17 protein-coding genes are annotated in these 19,184 nt (G+C 69.7%); 13 read left to right on the top strand and 4 right to left on the bottom strand.

Going from position 1 to position 19,184, the window contains the following annotated elements:
• The 3 genes from CCR97_RS29865 to CCR97_RS29875 all read left to right on the top strand — a co-directional run.
• Positions 1–2,063 (top strand): hypothetical protein (locus tag CCR97_RS29865; RefSeq protein ID WP_201160184.1); only part of this gene is annotated, 2,063 nt, incomplete at its 5' end.
• A 146-nt stretch (positions 2,064–2,209) separates the two neighbouring features.
• The gene (gene alaS / locus CCR97_RS29870) at positions 2,210–4,867 is read left to right on the top strand and encodes an alanine--tRNA ligase (RefSeq protein ID WP_201160185.1); all 2,658 of its coding nucleotides are present in this window, start codon (positions 2,210–2,212) and stop codon (positions 4,865–4,867) included.
• Positions 4,868–4,953: 86 nt separating this feature from the next.
• Positions 4,954–6,192, top strand: coding sequence for a cyclic nucleotide-gated ion channel (locus tag CCR97_RS29875; RefSeq protein ID WP_111357521.1), 1,239 nt, complete (start codon positions 4,954–4,956; stop codon positions 6,190–6,192).
• A gap of 110 nt (positions 6,193–6,302) precedes the next feature.
• Here CCR97_RS29875 and CCR97_RS29880 read toward each other — a convergent pair whose 3' ends face one another.
• A complete protein-coding gene (locus CCR97_RS29880; protein ID WP_111357520.1) occupies positions 6,303–7,247 on the bottom strand; it encodes a DUF6159 family protein in 945 nt (314 codons plus the stop codon).
• A gap of 210 nt (positions 7,248–7,457) precedes the next feature.
• Entirely contained in the window at positions 7,458–9,692 is a 2,235-nt protein-coding gene (locus CCR97_RS29885) for an NADP-dependent isocitrate dehydrogenase (protein ID WP_111357519.1), read from the bottom strand.
• Positions 9,693–10,328: 636 nt separating this feature from the next.
• Between CCR97_RS29885 and CCR97_RS29890 the strand changes: the two genes are divergently transcribed.
• From CCR97_RS29890 to CCR97_RS29905, 4 genes are all read left to right on the top strand, one after another.
• Positions 10,329–10,538, top strand: coding sequence for a cold-shock protein (locus CCR97_RS29890; RefSeq protein ID WP_111357518.1), 210 nt, complete (start codon positions 10,329–10,331; stop codon positions 10,536–10,538).
• A gap of 124 nt (positions 10,539–10,662) precedes the next feature.
• A complete protein-coding gene (locus CCR97_RS29895; RefSeq protein WP_245428873.1) occupies positions 10,663–11,013 on the top strand; it encodes a YkgJ family cysteine cluster protein in 351 nt (116 codons plus the stop codon).
• A 43-nt stretch (positions 11,014–11,056) separates the two neighbouring features.
• Positions 11,057–12,253, top strand: a complete 1,197-nt coding sequence (locus CCR97_RS29900; RefSeq protein WP_111357517.1) for a TrmJ/YjtD family RNA methyltransferase — start codon at positions 11,057–11,059, stop codon at positions 12,251–12,253.
• A gap of 157 nt (positions 12,254–12,410) precedes the next feature.
• Positions 12,411–12,971, top strand: coding sequence for a cytochrome b (locus CCR97_RS29905; protein WP_111357516.1), 561 nt, complete (start codon positions 12,411–12,413; stop codon positions 12,969–12,971).
• A gap of 135 nt (positions 12,972–13,106) precedes the next feature.
• Here CCR97_RS29905 and CCR97_RS29910 read toward each other — a convergent pair whose 3' ends face one another.
• On the bottom strand, positions 13,107–13,427 hold the full coding sequence (locus CCR97_RS29910) for a DUF1476 domain-containing protein (RefSeq protein WP_111357515.1): 321 nt from the start codon (positions 13,425–13,427) through the stop codon (positions 13,107–13,109).
• 419 nt (positions 13,428–13,846) lie between these two features.
• Between CCR97_RS29910 and purC the strand changes: the two genes are divergently transcribed.
• The 5 genes from purC (at position 13,847) to purQ (ending at position 17,257) form a co-directional block, all read left to right on the top strand.
• Positions 13,847–14,614, top strand: a complete 768-nt coding sequence (gene purC, locus CCR97_RS29915) for a phosphoribosylaminoimidazolesuccinocarboxamide synthase (protein WP_201160186.1) — start codon at positions 13,847–13,849, stop codon at positions 14,612–14,614.
• Between the two features lie 358 nt (positions 14,615–14,972).
• Positions 14,973–15,551 carry a Uma2 family endonuclease gene (locus CCR97_RS29920; protein ID WP_111358203.1) on the top strand — a complete coding sequence of 193 codons (579 nt, stop codon included), beginning with the start codon at positions 14,973–14,975 and terminating at the stop codon, positions 15,549–15,551.
• Between the two features lie 47 nt (positions 15,552–15,598).
• The gene (locus CCR97_RS29925; protein ID WP_244670752.1) at positions 15,599–16,144 is read left to right on the top strand and encodes a Uma2 family endonuclease; all 546 of its coding nucleotides are present in this window, start codon (positions 15,599–15,601) and stop codon (positions 16,142–16,144) included.
• Between the two features lie 142 nt (positions 16,145–16,286).
• Entirely contained in the window at positions 16,287–16,529 is a 243-nt protein-coding gene (gene purS, locus CCR97_RS29930; RefSeq protein WP_111358205.1) for a phosphoribosylformylglycinamidine synthase subunit PurS, read from the top strand.
• A 32-nt stretch (positions 16,530–16,561) separates the two neighbouring features.
• Positions 16,562–17,257, top strand: a complete 696-nt coding sequence (purQ, locus tag CCR97_RS29935) for a phosphoribosylformylglycinamidine synthase subunit PurQ (protein WP_111358206.1) — start codon at positions 16,562–16,564, stop codon at positions 17,255–17,257.
• A gap of 219 nt (positions 17,258–17,476) precedes the next feature.
• On the opposite strand, the gene CCR97_RS29940 is transcribed toward purQ, so the two are convergent.
• Positions 17,477–18,121 carry a glutathione S-transferase family protein gene (locus CCR97_RS29940; RefSeq protein ID WP_111358207.1) on the bottom strand — a complete coding sequence of 215 codons (645 nt, stop codon included), beginning with the start codon at positions 18,119–18,121 and terminating at the stop codon, positions 17,477–17,479.
• Positions 18,122–18,340: 219 nt separating this feature from the next.
• Between CCR97_RS29940 and CCR97_RS29945 the strand changes: the two genes are divergently transcribed.
• Positions 18,341–19,114, top strand: coding sequence for a motility protein A (locus CCR97_RS29945; protein ID WP_111358208.1), 774 nt, complete (start codon positions 18,341–18,343; stop codon positions 19,112–19,114).
• Positions 19,115–19,184 lie beyond the last annotated feature (70 nt).

The raw sequence follows: 19,184 nt of genomic DNA on the forward strand, positions 1-19,184 counted from the left end.
ATCCAGGCCGGAGCGGTGCCGGGGCGGCGGCCGGTGATCCGGCGCGCCGCCCCGGCACCGCTCCGGCCTGGATCGACTTCGCCGTCGCGGCCGTCACGGCCTTCGTGGCCGCCATGATCGCGACGACCCTGTTCACGGCGTATCACGCCGATCCCGACCCGCTGTGGTCGAATCCCCTGCACGATCGCAACGGCCATTTCGGCTTCGGCCTCGACCTCGCGATCGCGCTGCGCGGCCTCGATCCGCTCGCCGTCCTCGACCATCTGTGGAAGGCCGTGGTGTGGCCGCCTCTGCACGGGCTGATCCTGTCCGGGGTGCTGCTCGTCGGCGGCCTCGACTATCGGCTCGGCATCCTGCCGAGCCTCGCCGGCTGGGCGGCGACCGCGGTGCTCGCCGCGGTGCTGGCCCGCAGCCTGTTTGCCGACGCGATCCGCGGCATCACGGCGGCGGCCGTCGCGGCGGCGCTGGCGCTGGCGAGCCCCGCCTTCGCGCTGCTCGGCACCGACGTGATGCCGGAAGGCCTCGGTGCGGCGCTGACCATGGCCGCGCTGCTCGCCTATGCGCGCGCCGAGGAGGAGCCGGCCGACACCGGCCGCTGGCGGCTGCTCGGCCTGGTGCTGACCCTCCTGTTCTTCCACCAGCGCGCCCCGTGGGCCCTGGTCGTCGTGACGCTCGCCCTCTTTGCGGTGGTCGCCCATGCCGCCGCGGTGCGCCGCTTCGCCGGCGCGCTCGCCGATTCGCTGCGCAGCGCCGCCCGCAGCGGGCCGCTGTGGCGCGACCCGCTGCTGATCGCCGTTCTCGTCGTCGTCGCAGCGGTCGCCGCCATCCTGTGGACGAAGCCGCCCGCGAGCACGATCTACGGCCGCAGCATCTCGCTTTACCCGCCCGTCCATCTGATCACGCTCGCCTACGCGCTCTTCCTTTTGCGCCTCGTGCTCGGCTGGCGCAGCGAGCGCGACCGCCTCGGCCCGGCGCTCGGCGCCCCGGCCCGTGCGGTCCTGGTCTGGCACGTGATGCCGATCGCGATCTCGTTCCTGGTCCCCGGATGGATGCCCGGGGCCGGGGGGCTCGGCGGCCCCGTCGACCTCCTGGCCGTCCGGCTCGACCCGCTGCAGGGGCTCGTGTTCTACCGAGACGTCTTTCTCGACGCCTACCACCCCTCGCCCTGGATCGGCCTCGCCGCCGCGGCCCTCTTTGCCGTCGCGCTCGTCCGGATTCATCGGATCCCGGTCGGCCTGCGGCCGGTCTTCGTCCTGGCGCTGGTCGGGGCGATCGGCGTCGTCGCCTTTCCGCTGCACGAGGGCCGATTCATTGCGCCGTTCGTCGCCACGGTCTGGATCGGGGCCGGCGCCGGCGCCGCCACCCTCGTGGGTGCGGTGACGCCGGCCAGGCTGACCCTCGTCCGGGCGGCCGTCGCGCTCGGCGCGGTCGTCGCTCTCCTGGTCGCGCTGGCGTATCCGGCGCCCTCGACCGGGGCGGCCGCCCGCGCCGCCGCCGGCCGTACCCCCGACAGTCCGACCCAGTTCCTCCTGGTGCGGCCGGCGCTGCCGCTCCTCGACGGCGCTCCGGCGATCGGCGTCGCGACGACGTTCGGCCGCGCGACCGACTTCCTCGCCTGGGCGGCGCGCGCCCGCTGCGGTTGCGCCGTGCCGGTCGACGGGCCGCGCCCGCCGGTCGCCGCCTCGCGCGAGGCCCACCGCCGCGCCATGGCGGCCTATCTGGCCGAGACGCCGTCCACCCGCGTGGTCGTCGTCGATGCCCCCGACGCCCCCTGGACGGCGCCGGGGACCGCCTATGCCGACGGAGCTGGCCTCCTCGACGCGCTCGCCCAGCAGAGTCGCTTCGTCCCCGTGGGGCGCACCGAGGTGCCGGACATCGGCGGATCCGTCGCGGTGTGGGAGCGCCGCGACCAGCCGGCCCGCCCGCCCGCAGGGGCGCCGCGGCCGGCCGGCCGGTCGCCGGTCTCGACTCTGCCGAGCGGTGGTGTGCCGAACGCCGGGGCGCCCCCGGGACCGGTCCGCCAGAACCCGGTCCGCAACCCCGTGCAGACCCTGCCGGACTGATCCGCCGCGTCCCGCCGTCAGGGCAAGTACGGGCGTCCTGGACAGCCCAGAGCCGCACCGCTAAAACGGCCGTGAATTAAAGAGGCAGGACCGTCGCTTAGCTCGCCCGGGGAGGCGCGGTCGCGCGCACCAGGAACAGAGCTTCGATGAGCGGCGTCAACGACATCCGGTCTGCGTTCTTGAACTTCTTCGCGAAGAACGGCCACGCGGTGGTGCCGTCCTCGCCGCTCGTCCCACGCAACGACCCGACCTTGATGTTCACCAATGCCGGGATGGTGCAGTTCAAGAACGTCTTCACCGGCCTGGAGAAACGTCCCTACAGCCAGGCCGCGACCTCGCAGAAATGCGTGCGGGCCGGCGGCAAGCACAACGACCTCGACAATGTCGGGTACACGGCGCGCCACCACACCTTCTTCGAGATGCTGGGGAACTTCTCCTTCGGCGACTATTTCAAGGACCGCGCCATCGAGCTGGCCTGGAACCTGGTCACCAAGGAGTACGGCCTGCCGGCCGACCGGCTGACCATCACGGTCTATGCCGACGACGACGACGCCTTCGATCTGTGGAAGAAGATCGCCGGCCTGCCCGACAGCCGGATCATCCGCATCGGCACCTCGGACAATTTCTGGCAGATGGGCGACACCGGCCCGTGCGGCCCGTGCTCGGAGATCTTCTACGACCACGGTGACCACATCCCGGGCGGCCCGCCCGGCTCGGCCGACGCCGACGGCGACCGCTTCATCGAGATCTGGAATCTCGTGTTCATGCAGTACGAGCAGCTCCCCTCGGGTGAGCGCATCGCGCTGCCGCGGCCGTCGATCGACACCGGCATGGGGCTGGAGCGCATCGCCGCGGTGCTGCAGGGCACCCACGACAACTACGCGATCGACCTGTTCGGGGCGCTGATCCAGGCCGTCGTCGACCGCACCGGCGTCGATGCCGACGGGCCCATGAAGGCTTCGCACCGGGTCATCGCCGACCATCTGCGCGCCTCCTCGTTCCTGATCGCCGATGGCGTGCTGCCGTCGAACGAAGGCCGCGGCTACGTCCTCCGCCGCATCATGCGCCGCGCCATGCGCCACGCCGAGCTTCTGGGCGCCCGCGAGCCGCTGATGTGGAAGCTCGTGCCGACGCTGGTGCGCGAGATGGGCCAGGCCTATCCGGAGCTGGTGCGGGCCGAGCCGCTGATCACCGAGACGCTGCGGCTCGAGGAGACGCGCTTCCGCAAGACGCTGGAGCGCGGCCTCGCGATCCTCGAGGACGAGGCGCGCGAGCTGACCCGAGGCGACAAGCTGAAAGGCGAGGTCGCCTTCACGCTCTACGACACCTACGGCTTCCCGCTCGACCTCACCCAGGACGCGCTCAAGTCGCGCGGGGTCGAGGTCGACACGGCGGCCTTCAACGCCGCCATGGAGCAGCAGCGCGCCAAGGCGCGGGCGAGCTGGGCCGGCTCCGGCGAGGCGGCGACCGAGACGGTGTGGTTTTCGCTTCGCGAAAATCTGGGTGCCACCGAGTTCCTCGGCTACGAGACCGAGACGGCCGAAGGCGAGGTCCTGGCGCTGGTGAAGGACGGCGTCCAGGCGACCGCCCTGAAGGCCGGCGAGACCGGGGCCGTCATCCTCAACCAGACGCCGTTCTACGGCGAGTCCGGCGGCCAGGTCGGCGACACCGGCGTGATGGTCGCCGACGGCGTGCGCTTCCGCGTCACCGGTACCAACAAGAAGGCCGGCGATCTGTTCGTCCACACCGGCATCGTGGAGGAGGGGACGCTGAAGCCCGGCCAGGCGCTCGCCCTCGAAGTCGATCACGCGCGCCGTTCCGACATCCGCCGCAACCACTCGGCCACCCATCTGCTGCACGAGGCGCTGCGCCTGGTGCTCGGCGATCACGTCGCCCAGAAGGGCTCGATGGTGGCGCCCGACCGGCTGCGCTTCGACTTCTCGCACCCCAAGAAGATGTCGGACGAGGAGATCGCCCGCGTCGAGGAGATCGCCAACACGCAGGTGCTGGAGAACACGCCCGTCGTGACCCGGCTGATGGCGGTCGACGATGCCATTGCGTCCGGCGCCCGCGCGCTGTTCGGCGAGAAGTACGGCGACGAGGTGCGGGTGGTCGCGATGGGCGAGGCGTCCAACGCGCTCGGCTGGTCCGTGGAGCTGTGCGGCGGCACCCATGTGAAGCGCACCGGCGACATCGGCCTCGTCTATATCGACCAGGAGGCGGGCGTCGCCGCCGGCGTGCGCCGCATCGAGGCGATGACGGGCGCGGCCGCGCGCCGCCGCCTGAGCGAGGCCGACCGCCGCGTCGCCGCGCTCGGCCAGCTCGTCCGGGTGCAGCCGGCCCAGGTCGAGGAGCAGGTCCACAAGCTCCTCGACGAGAAGAAGCAGCTCGAGCGCGACCTCGCCGACGCCCGCCGCAAGCTCGCCATGGGCGGCGGCGGCGCCACGTCGGGCGCGCCCGACGGCCTGCGCGACGTCGGCGGCGTGAAGCTGCTCGCCCGCGCCGTCTCCGGCATCGAGATCAAGGACCTCAAGAGCCTCGCCGACGATGGCAAGAAGCAGGTCGGCTCCGGCGTGGTGGCGATCGTCGGCGTCACGGCCGACGGCAAGGCCGGCCTGGTGGTCGGCGTGACGGCGGATCTGACCGGCCGCTTCAGCGCCGTCGACCTGGTGAAGAAGGGCGCCGAGGCGCTGGGCGGCAAGGGCGGCGGCGGCCGTCCCGACATGGCCCAGGCCGGCGGCCCGGACGCCGGCAAGGCCGCCGCGGCGCTCGACGCGATCGCCGCGGCGATGGCGCAGGGGTGAAGCGGGCGCGACGCCGCGGTTGAGGTGACGCAAGGCCGCGGTAACACCGTTGCGCCATGATGCATGCTCCGCGGAAGGAGCGCGCCATGCGGGCGCATGCCAAGCGTGCGGTCGAGCTGAGACGGCGGGTCGGCGAGATCCTCGACCACGGCGTCGGCGCGGAGCATGCGAGCCGGCTCGTCGACCGCGTCCTGATCGGGCTGATCCTGCTCAACATCGCCGGCGTCGTCCTGGAATCCGTGCCGGAGATCGACGCCCGCTGGCATTCCGCCTTCGTGGCGATCGAGATCGTCTCGCTCGTCGTCTTCACGGCCGAGTACGGTCTGCGCATCTGGGCGGCGCCCGAGAACGCGCTCACCCGGGCGCTGTCGCCCTGGCAGGCGCGGCGGCGCTACATGACCTCGATGGTCGGCATCGTCGACCTGCTCGCCGTGCTGCCATTCTGGTTCATCTTCGCGGTGCCGGAGGATCTGCGCGTCGTGCTGATCTTCCGGGTTGTGCGCTTCCTCAAGCTGACCCGCTACTCGCCCGGCATGCGCTCGCTGCTCGACGCGCTCTACAACGAGCGCCGGGCGCTCGCCGCCTGCCTGGTCGTCTTCTTCGGAGCGACGCTGTTCGCGGCCGTGCTGATGTATCTGGCCGAGCGCGACGTGCAGCCCGACAAGCTCGGCACCATCCCGGACGCCATCTGGTGGGCCGTGGTGACGCTCGGCACCATCGGCTACGGCGACGTGGTGCCGATGACGGCGCTCGGCAAGCTGATCGCCGGCGCCACCGTGCTGGTGGCGATGGCCATGGTGGCGATGCCGGTCGGCATCATCGCGACCGCCTTCGCCGAGGAGATCCATCGCCGCGACTTCGTCGTCACCTGGGGCATGGTGGCGCGGGTGCCGCTGTTCGCCGGGCTCGACGCCGCCGCGATCGCCGACATCATGCGGTTCCTGCGCGCCCAGACGGTCGACGCTGGCGACGTGATCGTGCGGGTCGGAGACCCGGCGCACTCGATGTATTTCATCGCTCGCGGCGCCGTCGACATCGACCTCAAGGGCCGCCACATCACGCTCGGGGTCGGGCACTTCTTCGGCGAGATCGCGTTGCTGCGCCGCGCCCACCGCTCGGCGACCGTCACGGCGCTGACGCGGGCCGACCTCCTGGTGCTCGATGGTGGCGATCTGCGCCGCCTGATGGACCGCGACCCGCGCGTGTCGGATCGCATCCAGGAGGTGGTGCGCGAGCGGGTCGGCGCCGACATCGTCGGCAAGCGCGGCGACCTCGTCGGCGAGGAGATCGCGCAAGGCCAGGAGCGCACCCCGGCGAAGGAGTGACGCCGGGGGAGTGAGGTTGCTTCCAGGTGATGGCCGATCCTTACCCTCTCCCCGCCGGCGAGAGGTGAAGGTGGTTCTCCTGGTGAACCTCCGCGCTCCGGCGTGCCCCATCACCGGGTCGTTGGGGCCGCCGGCCCGGGCTTCTTCGGCCTGAACAGCGCCGGCATCACGTCGGGGCCGAGGGCGGCCGGGGCGGTGCCGGAGGTCGCGTAGGCGTAGGCGGCCGCGGCGAAGACGCCGTCGAGGGCGAGATACGCGATCACGCCGATGACGAACGCCACGGCTGCGAGGATCAGGAAGCCCGACACGACGATCGGCTCGACCGCCGGCGCGAGGCCGAGGTCGATCGCCCACACGCCGGCGGCGAAGAAGGCGACGACGATCGGTCCGAACACCAGCATGACGACGAGACCGACCCCGCCCTGGAGGACGAACACCTCGCCCCACCGCTCGCGGATCATCGTGAACGACCGGCGGACCGCCGTGAACGGCCCGACGCCCTCGACGACGACCACCGGCACCACGAAGTAGACGGCCGCCGCGAAGGCGAGCTGGATCGAGCCGATCAGCAGCGACAACACCCAGCCGACCAGCCCCCCGTCGTCGCGGAACAGCGAGGCGACGACGCGCAGGACGAGCCCGATGGTGGCCGCGAAGGCGCTCCAGGCGAGGATCTGCGGCCAGCGGCGCGCCGCCGCCGCGAGGCCGGCACCGAGGCTCACCGGCCGGCCCTCGAGGTCGCCGCGGGCGCAGACGATCAGTGCGGCGTGGCAGAAGACGACCAGGAAGGCGCTGAGGAGATAGCCGAGGGCGCCCACCCCGAGCCGCAGCGTCATGCCGATCCAGTCGCGATCGCCCTCGTACCCGAACGACAGCGCGAAGACGAGCGGCACAACGACGGCCCAGAAGATCACGATGCCGAGGATGGCCGAGATCGGCAGGAGCAGGAGGGCCGGCCGGGCGCGCAGCAGCGCCACCCCGGCCTTGGCCATGGCGAATCCGGTGGCGAGCCGGCGGTCGATCCATGTGTTGTTGAAATCGGCCGACATCCGCATGAGCGTTCTCCCGACACGAGGAAGGTGAACCGCGAAACGAACCGACACGATCGAAGTATAATTTTACCTCATTTCGAAGAGTTTGTCTCTCCGGGGGGATGCGGAGCCGAGCCGGGGGAACCGCGGCAACAAAAAAGGCGCGCGGAAGCGCGCCTCTTTCGGTCTTCGAAACGCCGATGCGCGCGGCCATGGCCGCGCGGGCGCGTCTCCTCAGAGCGCGGCCAGCGCCTTGTTGAGGGTCGCGCTCGGCCGCATCGCGGCCCCGGTCTTGGCGTCGTCGGGCAGGTAGTAGCCGCCGGTGTCGACCGGCTTGCCCTGCGCGGCGATCAGCTCGCCGTTGATCTTCGCCTCGTTCTCGGCGAGCGCCTCGGCCAGCGGCTTGAAGCGGGCCGCGAGCGCGGCGTCCTTGGTCTGGGCGGCGAGCGCCTCCGCCCAGTAGAGGGCGAGGTAGAAGTGGCTGCCGCGATTGTCGATCTCGCCGACCTTGCGGGCCGGGTTGCGGTTGTTGTCGAGGAACTTGGCGATCGCCGTGTCGAGCGTGTCGGCGAGTACCTGCGCCTTGGCGTTCTTGAAGGTCTGCGCCAGATGCTCGAGCGAGGCGCCGAGCGCCAGGAACTCGCCGAGCGAATCCCAGCGCAGGTAGCCTTCTTCCTGGAACTGCTGGACGTGCTTGGGCGCCGAGCCACCGGCCCCGGTCTCGAACAGGCCGCCCCCCGCCAGGAGCGGGACGATCGACAGCATCTTGGCCGACGTGCCGAGCTCCATGATCGGGAACAGGTCGGTCAGGTAGTCGCGCAGCACGTTGCCGGTGACCGAGATCGTGTCCTCGCCCTTGCGGATGCGCCCGAGCGAGAACTTCATCGCCTCGACGGGCGGCAGGATGCGGATGTCGAGGCCCGACGTGTCCTCGTCCTTCAGGTACGTCTCGACCTTGGCGATGACCTGGGCGTCGTGGGCGCGGTTCTTGTCGAGCCAGAATACGGCCGGCGTGTTGGTGAGGCGGGCGCGGCGGACGCCGAGCTTCACCCAGTCGCGGATCGGCGCGTCGCGCGCCTCGCACATGCGGAAGATGTCGCCGGCCTCGACCGGACGCTCGAGCAGCACGGTGCCAGCTTGAGGACCATCTTGGGCGACGACCCGGACCGTGCCGTCCTTCGGGATCTCGAAGGTCTTGTCGTGCGAGCCGTACTCCTCGGCCTTCTGGGCCATCAGGCCGACATTCGGCACCGAGCCCATGGTCTTGGGATCGAAGGCGCCGTTCGCCTTGCAGTCGTCGATCACGGCCTGGTACAGCGTCGCGTAGCTGCGGTCTGGGATCACGGCCTTGGTGTCGTGCAGCTTGCCGTCCGGGCCCCACATGCGGCCCGAGTCGCGGATCATCGCCGGCATGGACGCGTCGACGATCACGTCGGACGGCACATGCAGATTGGTGATGCCCTTGTCGGAGTTGACCATCGCGAGGCCGGGGCGCTTGGCGTACTCGGCGGCGATGTCGGCCGCGATGGCGAGCTTCTCGGCGTCCGGCAGCGTCGCGACCTTGGCGAGCAGGTCGCCGAAGCCGTTGTTCAGATTGACGCCGAGCGTCTTGAACGTGTCGGCGTGCTTGGCGAGCGTGTCGGCGAAGAACTCGGACACGGCGTGGCCGAAGATGATCGGATCGGAGATCTTCATCATCGTCGCCTTGACGTGCAGCGAGAACAGCACGCCCTTCTTCTTCGCGTCCTCGATCTGCTCGGCGAAGAAGGCGCGCAACGCCTTGCGGCTCATCACGGCGGCGTCGATGATCTCACCGGCCTGCAGCGGCGTCTTGGCCTTCAAGACCGTGACGGCGCCGTCCTTGCCGTGAAGCTCGATGCGGGCGTTGGTCGCCGCCGCGACCGTGGTCGAGACCTCCGAGCCGTAATAGTCGCCGGCCGGCATGGTGGCGACGTGCGACTTCGAATCGGGCGACCAGGCGCCCATCTTGTGCGGATGCTTACGGGCGTACTGCTTGACGGCGCCGGCGGCGCGGCGGTCGGAGTTGCCCTCGCGCAGCACCGGGTTGACGACGCTGCCGAACACGCGGGCGTAGCGCGCCTTGATGTCCTTCTCGGCATCGGTCGTCGGGTTGTCCGGATAGTCCGGGATGTCGTAGCCCTTGCCCTGCAGCTCCTTGATCGCGGCTTTCAGCTGCGGGATCGAGGCCGAGATGTTCGGCAGCTTGATGATGTTGGCTTCCGGCTTGGTCGCCAGCTCGCCGAGCTCGGCGAGTTCGTCGGCGATGCGCTGCGCCGGCGTCAGCTTCTCGGGGAAGGTTGCGATGATGCGGCCGGCCAGCGAGATGTCCTTGAGGGTCACGGACACGCCCGCCGCGCCGACGAACGCTTCGACGATCGGCAGCAGCGAGTAGGTCGCGAGCGCCGGGGCTTCGTCGACCTTCGTCCACATGATTTCGAGATTTGGCATGCTTGCACCTCTGGTCGTCGCCCTGGGTCAGGCCGAGCGGGAGTTGGCCGAGCGGAAGCGGAACAGTGAGGGTGCGGGGGCCTGAGTCTCCCTCGCGCCTTCGCAGGAATGGCTCTCGACGCCGCGTCCCGAAGCGCCACGCCGCCGCAGGACGTTCGGCCGGGGGGCTGTGCGCCCCCTTCAGCGCGGGCCGTATAGCATCGACGACAAGCCTGTGAAAGCCGGGAATTGGAATTGTGAAGCGGGATTCGCAGAACGGTTCCAAACCTGTCCATACCGGTGTCGGTACGGAGACGGGAGACAATTCCCCATGTCTTTCATACGGTTGAAATTGAATTCACGGTTCGCAGCTTCGTCCGATGCGAGCCTCGTTCGGGGCCCTGCCGCCGATCGCGGGTGCATTGGGCGCGTGCGGCAATTCCTCGGCGAGTCGGCCTGAATCTCTCGACTTCGGCTTGTGCCGGCCGCGCCGGACGTGTATATCTCGCTCATCGACATTTGGCCGGACAATCGGGCCGTTTCGCCTTCGCGGACTGCGGGCGACGTTCAGACTCTCTCCAAAGATCGAGACGCCGGACCGGCGCATGCTCGCATGCGTACGGGCCACCTGCATACGCAAGACGAAGGAATGGTCCCATGACCAAGGGCACCGTGAAGTTCTACAACGACCAGAAGGGCTACGGCTTCATCGCTCCGGACGACGGCAGCAAGGACGTGTTCGTCCACGCGACCGCGCTCGAGCGCGCCGGCATGCGCAGCCTGCACGAGGGCCAGAAGGTCGAGTTCGACACCCAGGCCGACCGCCGCACCGGCAAGATCGCCGTCGGCACCATCCAGGCCGCGTGATCGGATCTGGTCGTCCGGCGGGTCCGAGCGCCTGTCGCTTCGACACCGCCCGCGGCACGAGCTAAAGGGAGCCGCCCTTCGGGGCGGCTTTCGCATTTTTCGAGCGGCTTTTCGGGCTGTGCGCGTGATCGACACCGACGACGACCCTCCGGCCGAGCGCCCCGACTGGTCGTGCCAGGCCTGCGGGGCGTGCTGCGCCACCGCGGCCGACTGGCCGCGCTTCTCGCTGGAGAGCGAGGAGGAGATCGCCCGCATCCCGGCCGCCCATGTCGACGACGCCGCCGGCCGGATGCGCAGCGTGGACGACCGCTGCACGGCGCTGGCCGGCACGGTCGGCACCTTCACGGCCTGTACGGTCTATGCGGTGCGGCCGCTCGTCTGCCGCGAATGCCAGCCGGGCGATCCCGAATGCCTGATCGCCCGCGCGCGTTGGGGGCTGCCCACCGCGGTCGACAGCGATGGCCCGATCGGCTAGTGGTCCGCGCCCCCGACGACCCCATACGAGACGCTCCGAAAAAATGCCCGGCGCCGGAACCGACAAGACCAAGACCTGGGTGGTCGCCCCGGGCCCCGTGATCGTGCTGGTCGAGCCGCAGATCGGCGAGAACATCGGCGCCGCGGCGCGCGTGATGGCGAATTTCGGCCTGTCCCGGCTGCGCCTCGTGGCGCCCCGCCAGGGCTGGCCGAACGACAAGGCCCGCATGATGGCGGCCGGCGCCGACCGGGTGCTCGACGAGGCGCAGCTCTTCCCCGACCTGAAGGCGGCGATCGCCGACTGCACCTTCGTGGCGGCCTGCACGGCGCGCGGCCACGACCAGGCGAAGCCCGTGGTGTCGCCCGAGGCGGTCGCCTCCCAGCTCGTGCCGCTGGTCGCCGGCGGCGAGACCACGGCCGTGGTGTTCGGCCGCGAGCGCAACGGGCTCGAGAACGACGAGGTCGGTCTCGCCGACGCGATCGTGACGTTTCCGGTCAACCCCGCCTTCGCCTCGCTCAACCTCGCCCAGGCGGTGGCACTCGTCGCCTACGAGTGGTTCAAGCACGCCGGCACCGGCCTGCCGTTCGGCATGCCGGTGCGCTCGGGGCCTGCCCCGAAGGAGCAGATTCACGCCTTCTTCACCAATCTCGAGCGCGAGCTCGAGAAGGTCGAGTTCTTCCGGCCGCCGGAGAAGCGCGAGACCATGACGGTCAACCTGCGCAACATCTTCTCCCGCATGCAGCCGAGCCGGCAGGACATCCAGACCCTGCACGGCGTGATCCTGGCGATCGCCGAAGGCCGCAAGGGTCCGGCGCGCGGCGGCGTGCTCGACGGCGACGAGGCGTCGCTGCTGCGCAAACTCCTGGCCGAGCACGGCGACGGCCGGGTGCCGTCCGAGCGCGGCCCGGTGCGCGGCCTGTCGCGGCTCCTGCGCCGCAATCCGACCGAGGCGGAGCGTGCCCTGTGGGCCGTGCTCACCGCCGACCGCCGCTTCGCCGGCTGCGGCTTCAAGCGGCAGGTGCCGGTCGGACCCCACATCGCCGATCTGGTGTCGTTTCCGCTGCGCGTCGTCGTCGACATCGCGCCGGCCGCCGAGGAGCCCGAGGCGGCGAAGACCCGCGCCGACAAGCGCGCCTGGCTCGCCGACCGCGGCTATCGGGTGGTGCCACTCGACGCCGCCGCGGTCGAGGCCGATCCGCGCGCCGCGCTGGCGACGCTCGCGACCATGCTGGGCCTTTGACCGGCACGTGACGGCCGGCCGGCCCCGGGGCGTCGCCGCCTTGCTCTGAATCAAGGCGGGCGCGACGTCGGCGGCCCATATCGACGCATTCATATCCCGCTATGAATTCCGGCGCGAGGCGCCGGACACGAGCTTGCGAGACACGAGGTCGATTGCCATGGCTCTGCGCAATTCCTACGAGGCCTACGGCGCGATGGCGCGCCTGTTCCACTGGCTCACGGTGATCTGCGTGGTCGCCGCGTGGGCGATCGGCATGTTCCGGGGCGAGCTGCCGGAAGGCGCGGCGCGGGCGACCGCCATGTTCATCCACATCAATCTCGGCCTCGCCGTGATCGCCCTTCTGGTCGCCCGCATCCTGTGGCGGATGGCCGATCCGGCCCCGCCGATGCCGAAGACGCCGCTCGGCCGCATGGGCGAGATCGCCGCCGCCGCGGCGCACGGGATCAGCTACATCCTGCTGCTCGCCGTGCCGCTGATCGGCATCGCCATCGTGTTCGCGCGTGGCCGGCCGCTGCCGCTGTTCGGGCTCGCCGAGATCGCCTCGCTGTGGGCCGCCGACCGCAGCTTCGCCAACACCCTGAAGCCGTATCACGGGCTGCTGGCGAACCTTCTGATGGTGATCGCCTTCCTGCACGCGGTCGCGGCGCTGGTGCATCATTTCGTGTTCCGCGACCCGACGCTGCGGCGGATGATCGGGCCGGCGCCCGAGCGGCCGTGACGGCATCGGCAGCCGCGGCGAGGTGGTCGCGGCCAGTCGATCGCGGCGATAAAAAAGGCGCTTCGCCGGTCCGGCGGAGCGCCTTTTTCGTCGTGTGAACGATCGTGCCGGCCCCGGCGGCGCGGCGTCGTCGCGCTACTTGGCGGTCTTCACGGCCTCGATCGCCTGGTCCATCAGCTCCAGCATGGTGCGGCGGATCTGGTGATCCGACTGGTGCACGCCCTTGGCGTCGAAATCCTTGCGCACCTTCTGGAAGACGTCCTCGTCGCCGGGCGTCTCGAAGTCGGCGACCACCACCTCCTTGGCGTAGGCCTCGGCCTCGGCGCCGGTCAGCCCGAGCTTCTCGGCGGCCCACAGGCCGAGCATCTTGTTGCGGCGGGCCGTGGCCTTGAACTGCAGCTCGGCGTCGTGGGCGAACTTCTTCTCGTGGGTCTTCTCGCGGTCGTCGAACGTCATGGCGTCCCTCTTGCCTTGGTGCTCGATTGATCTCGGGTTCGTTTGCCGTCCTGCGCAGGTCGCCGCCGCGTGATCGCGGCAATCGAGAACCCCGCCGGAATTCGGTCGCAATCGCGGCTTGCATACCGTCCGGACACGGTCAAGAGCAGCCTCGCGCTCGCACAAGTCCTCATTGCACGGTCCGCCCCGCCGGTCTATGTCGATTGTGCTCGTCGCCCCCTTCGGATACGTTCCGCTGGAATCGTGACGAGCGTGTTTCGCGCGAGTCCGTGTCGTACCCTGTCGTATCGATACTGTCTCTCGTGTCACTCTGTCCTGCGTAACTCTGTCTCGCGTATCTCGACGACGCCGCGGGCCTTGAACCCGGAACTCGGAGCCACGGCATCCCTATGGATTTTCTCAAGCCACGGTACACCCCCATGAGCCGCCGCCGCCGCATCTACGAAGGCAAGGCGAAGGTCCTGTACGAGGGCCCGGAGCCGGGAACGTTGATCCAGCACTTCAAGGACGACGCCACCGCCTTCAACGCCAAGAAGCATCAGGTGATCGAAGGGAAGGGTGTGCTGAACAACCGCATCTCCGAGTACCTGTTCCAGCACTTGAACGACATCGGGGTGCCGACGCATTTCATCCGCCGCCTGAACATGCGCGAGCAGCTCATCCGCGAGGTCGAGATCATCCCGCTCGAGGTGGTGGTGCGTAACGTCGCCGCGGGCTCGCTGTCGCAGCGGCTCGGCATCGAGGAAGGCACGCAGCTGCCGCGCTCGATCATCGAGTTCTATTACAAGAACGACGCGCTCGGCGACCCGATGGTGTCGGAGGAGCACATCACGGCGTTCGGCTGGGCGACGCCCCAGGAGATCGACGACATCATGGCGTTGGCGATCCGCGTCAACGACTTCCTGTGCGGCCTCTTCCTCGGCGTCGGCATCCGTCTGGTCGACTTCAAGATGGAGTGCGGCCGGCTGTGGGAGAACGACATGATGCGGATCGTCGTCGCCGACGAGATCTCGCCGGACTCCTGCCGCCTGTGGGACATCAAGTCGAACGAGAAGCTCGACAAGGACCGCTTCCGCCGCGATCTCGGCGGCCTGCTTGAGGCCTATACCGAGGTGGCGCGCCGGCTCGGCATCATGAGCGAGAACGAGCGCCCGATCGGCAACGGCCCGGTGCTGGTGAAGGGCTGACACGGTTTCGGCCGGGCGTTCCGCCTGGCCCCAAGTCTGAAAGCGCCGCGCGAAACATCGCGCGGCGCTTTTCGTTCTCCGCATGTGTCTCGCGGCATGTCCCGAGGCGCGTGCCCGCACCTCGGTCCGAGAGCCTCGGCCGCCCGTTCGTATCTGCGGCGAACCCATCGTCTGTCCCCAAAGGCGGTCGCTCGCCCAGGATGTGGGGAAGCCGCGCCCCCCGTCGAGAGGACGGCCCCGCGACACCGCGTCCGGGGGGCCGGTGCGCCGGCTGGAGGTTCGTCCGCCGACGACCTATCTTTACGGGAGGCGAGGCCGCGACGCGCCGGCCACGGCCAGGGATGTCGGAGGAGCCGCGATGGGTGTTCCGAGAATCAGCACCGCGCCGCAGACCATCGCGGAGTTCTACGACTTCACCGACCGCCAGCCGGACGAGGAGAAGTGGGAGCTGATCGAGGGGGAATTTGTCTTGCAGGCGTCACCCGGTCCTCCGCACCAGCGGATCGTCAGGAATCTCACCATTGCGCTGGGCAACCGGCAGTTCGAGCGCGACAACACGTCGTGGGAGGTCCTGCCCGGCCTCGGCGTGCGCATCTCCAACATCAGCCGGCCCGAGCCGGACGTGCTGATCCTGCCCAAGCTGCCGCCGCCGCTCGATCCGGCGCTGCGCGACCGCGACGACGTCCTCGTCGTCTTCGAGGTCCTGTCGCCCTCCACGGCCGAGCGGGATCTGCGCTGGAAGCGCGAGGCTTATACGTCGCTCCCCTCGCTCACCCATTACGTGGTGGTCGCCCAGACGGCTCGGGAGGTCGTGGTTTTCGCCCGCGGCGACGGTTTCGACGAGAAGCGGTTTTCCGGGCGAGACGACGCCATCGTCTTCCCGGCGCTGGGCATAACTCTGCCGCTGTCCGAAATCTACCGCGACACCGGTCTTTAGCCCGGGAGGGAACCGTCATGGGAGTCCCCAGGATCAGCACCGGGCCGATGACCATCGAGGCGTTTTATGCCTTCACGGACACCCGTCCCGACGACGAGCGGTGGGAGCTGATCGAGGGGGAGCCGGTCATGAACGCGGCGGCGAGCCCGATGCATCAGTGGATCGTCAAGAACCTCCTCTTCGCGCTGACCCAGCGCGAGCGCGCGCCCGGCGCGACGTGGCGCGTGCTGTCGGAGGTCGGCTTGCGGATTTCGGATCTGAACCGACCGGAGCCCGATGTCGTGATCCTGCCGGGGGCCGTCCGCCCTGTAGATTTGCCACCGCGGCACCTCGAGGCCGCGACGGTCGCCTTCGAGGTCCTGTCGCCCACCACCGCAGACCGCGACCTGCGCTGGAAGCGCAACGCCTACACGACGCTGCCGTCGCTCACCCACTATGTCGTGATCGCCCAGGATGCCTTCGAGGTGGTGGTCTTCGCGCGGGACAGCGGCTTCGCCGAGCAGCGCCTGTCCGGACGCGACGATGCCGTGGTCTTCCCGGCGCTGGGCATCATCCTGCCGCTCGCTGAGATCTTTCGCGATACCGGGCTGTAGCCGCCCCTCGATGGCCGGATTCGGCCGCGTGGGCGGGGCGGGCGCGGTTGACCTCGGCGGCGCCTCACCCTAAGCACCCGGGGTGAGGCTGGACCCGTGGATGCGTCCGGGCCGCAGCGCAGCACGAGTCCCGAGGCGACCCATGAAAGCCCGCGTCACCGTCACCCTGAAGCAAGGCGTCCTCGACCCGCAGGGCAAGGCCATCGAGGGGGCCCTCAAGGCGCTCGGCATCGACGGCGTGGCGAGCGTGCGCCAGGGCAAGGTGTTCGACGTCGAGGTGCCGGGCGACGACCGCGGCCGCGCCGAGGCGGCCCTCAAGGCGGCGGCCGAGCGCCTCCTCGCCAACACCGTGATCGAGGACTACCGGGTCGAGATCGTCGGCTGAGGCCGGCGCCGCCCGCGGATCGAGGCCTTCCCATGAAATCCGCCGTCCTGGTCTTCCCCGGCATCAACCGCGAGCACGACATGGCGCGCGCGCTGCGCCTGTGCGCCGGCAGCGACACCGCCATGGTCTGGCACACCGAGACGGCGCTGCCGGACGGCACCGACCTCGTCGTCCTGCCGGGCGGCTTCTCCTACGGCGACTATCTGCGGTGCGGGGCGATCGCGGCGCGCGCTCCGGTGATGGACGCGGTGCGGGCCCACGCCGCCAAGGGCGGCCTCGTGCTGGGTGTCTGCAACGGCTTCCAGATCCTGTGCGAGGCGGGGCTGCTGCCGGGCGTGCTGATGCGCAACGCCGGCCTGAAGTTCATCTGCAAGGACGCCTTCATCCGGGTCGAGCGGGCCGATACGCCGTTCACCCGCGGCTACAAGGCCGGCCAGGTGATCCGGGTGCCGGTCGCCCATGGCGAGGGCAACTACATGGCCGATTCGGAGACCATCGCCCGGCTGGAGGGCGAGGGCCGGATCGTGTTCCGCTACACCACCCCGGACGGCGCCCTGTCGCCCGAATGGAACATGAACGGGTCGATCTACGCGATCGCCGGCATCCTCAACGAGCGCGGCAACGTGCTCGGCATGATGCCGCACCCGGAGAACCACGTCGAAGCGACGATGGGCTGCACCGACGGGCGTGGCCTGTTCGCCGGCCTCGGGCAGCAGTTCGCCGCCTGATCCCGGCAGGGGCCGGACGGTGCCGTCGAACGGTGCTGTCTGACGGCGCGGTCCGACCTGTCGTCACGGCGGTCGGGCACGTCCGGCCGGGTCTGCCGACCGGCCTGCTGAAAACGTTTTCACCACTTGGGCATGCCAGGGCCGAGCCGCGGCGGTGGCTCGGCCTCTCGCCACGGCGGCCCTCGGCCCGGCTCGGGGCCGCGTGTCGGCGGGGCGCCCTCACGCCTTCAGCGGATGGCCCGGCATCAGGTCGTAGGGGTGCTTCCAGCCCGGCAGCGCCTTCAGGCGGTCGAGCCAGGCGCCGATGTTCGGGTACGACGCCGCGATGTCGAAGCCGAACTCCTCGGCCGGATAGTAGAGGTAGCCGCACATCGACACGTCGGCGATGGTCGGCTGCTCGCCGAGCAGCCACGGCCGGTCGGCGAGCCGCTTGTCGACGACGGCGAGCGCGCCCTTCGCGCGCCCCTCCAGGAAGGCGAGCACGGCCGGGTCGCCCGGCGGCTTGGCGAGCGTGCGCAGGAACCGGTACGGCCCCAGCATGCCGTTCACCTTCTGGTTGTCGAAGACGATCCATCGCCACGCCTCGAGCTCCTGCTCCTCGCCCTGCGGCAGGAGCTTGCCGCTGCGGCGCGCCAGATACGTCAGGCAGACGCTCGACTGGCTGAGCTTGCGGTCGCCGTGCCGGAGCACGGGAACCTCGCCCATCTCGTTGATGTCGGAGCGATAATCCGGGGTTCGCGTCTGCCCGGCGGCGAAGAAGTCGACCCACACGGGCGCCCAGTCGGCACCGATCAGGTCGAGCATCAGGGCCACCCGGTAGGCGTTGCCGGACTGGGCGAAGCAGTAGAGCTCGTATTCGGCCATTGGTCTCCCCCGCGGCATGCCGCGATCGTTGTCGCAGGTCCCGGGCCGCGCCCGCCGCGGCGATCGCCGCCAAGCGGCCGAGGATGAAGGAGGATCGACCCGGACCGCTACCCTTTTACGCTTTTTAGACGGCTTGATCCTACAGTCGGTTAGGCGTCCGGCAGGTATGCGTCGCGTCGGACACGGGCGCGGTCGAAGCGTCGTGTGTTGGAGTAGCGTATGGACATCTCGACGGCACTCGGTCTCGTGGCCGGCCTGATCGTGCTCGCCACCCTCATCTTGATGGGTGGCGACCTGCGGATGTTCGTCGACATCCACGCCTTCATCGTGATTTTCGGCGGCGCCTTCGCGGCGACGCTGATCCGCTTTCCACTGTCCTCGATCTTTCACGGCCTGCCGCTCGGCATCAAGTTCGCGTTCTCGCTGCGCCGGATGACGCAGCGCGAGCTGATCGACGAGATCTCCAACCTGGCCGAGATCGCCCGCAAGCAGGGGCCGATCGGGCTGGAGAAGGTGGAGACCGAGGACTCGTTCCTGGCCAAGGGCATCCGGCTCGTCGCCGACGGCTACGACGTCGACTTCATCCGCGACAATCTCGAGCGCGACCGCGACAACTTCCTGACCCATCTCGACGAGGGCCAGAAGATCTATCGCGCCATCGGCGACTGCGCCCCGGCCTTCGGCATGATCGGCACGCTGATCGGCATGGTGCAGATGTTCGCCAACATGACCGACCCCTCGAAGCTCGGGCCGTTCATGGCGGTGGCGCTGCTCGCCACCTTCTACGGCGCCGCCGTCGCCAACCTGTTCTGCCTGCCGATCGCCGACAAGCTGCACGGCAAGCTGGTCGACGAGGAGATCAACCGCACGCTGATCATCGACGGCGTGCTGATGATCCGCGATTCCAAGAGTCCGTCGGTGGTGCGCGAGATGCTGCTCGCCTACGTGCCCGAGAAGAACCGCGAGGAAATGGCCGAGGCCGCCGCGGCTTGAGGCAACCAGCGCAGAACGCGCGAAAGGTCGGGACATGGCACGCCGCAAGGACGGGGGGCACGGGGGAGGG

Source organism: Rhodoplanes elegans (assembly GCF_016653355.1).
In the GTDB taxonomy this organism is placed as follows: Bacteria; Pseudomonadota; Alphaproteobacteria; order Rhizobiales; family Xanthobacteraceae; genus Rhodoplanes; species Rhodoplanes elegans.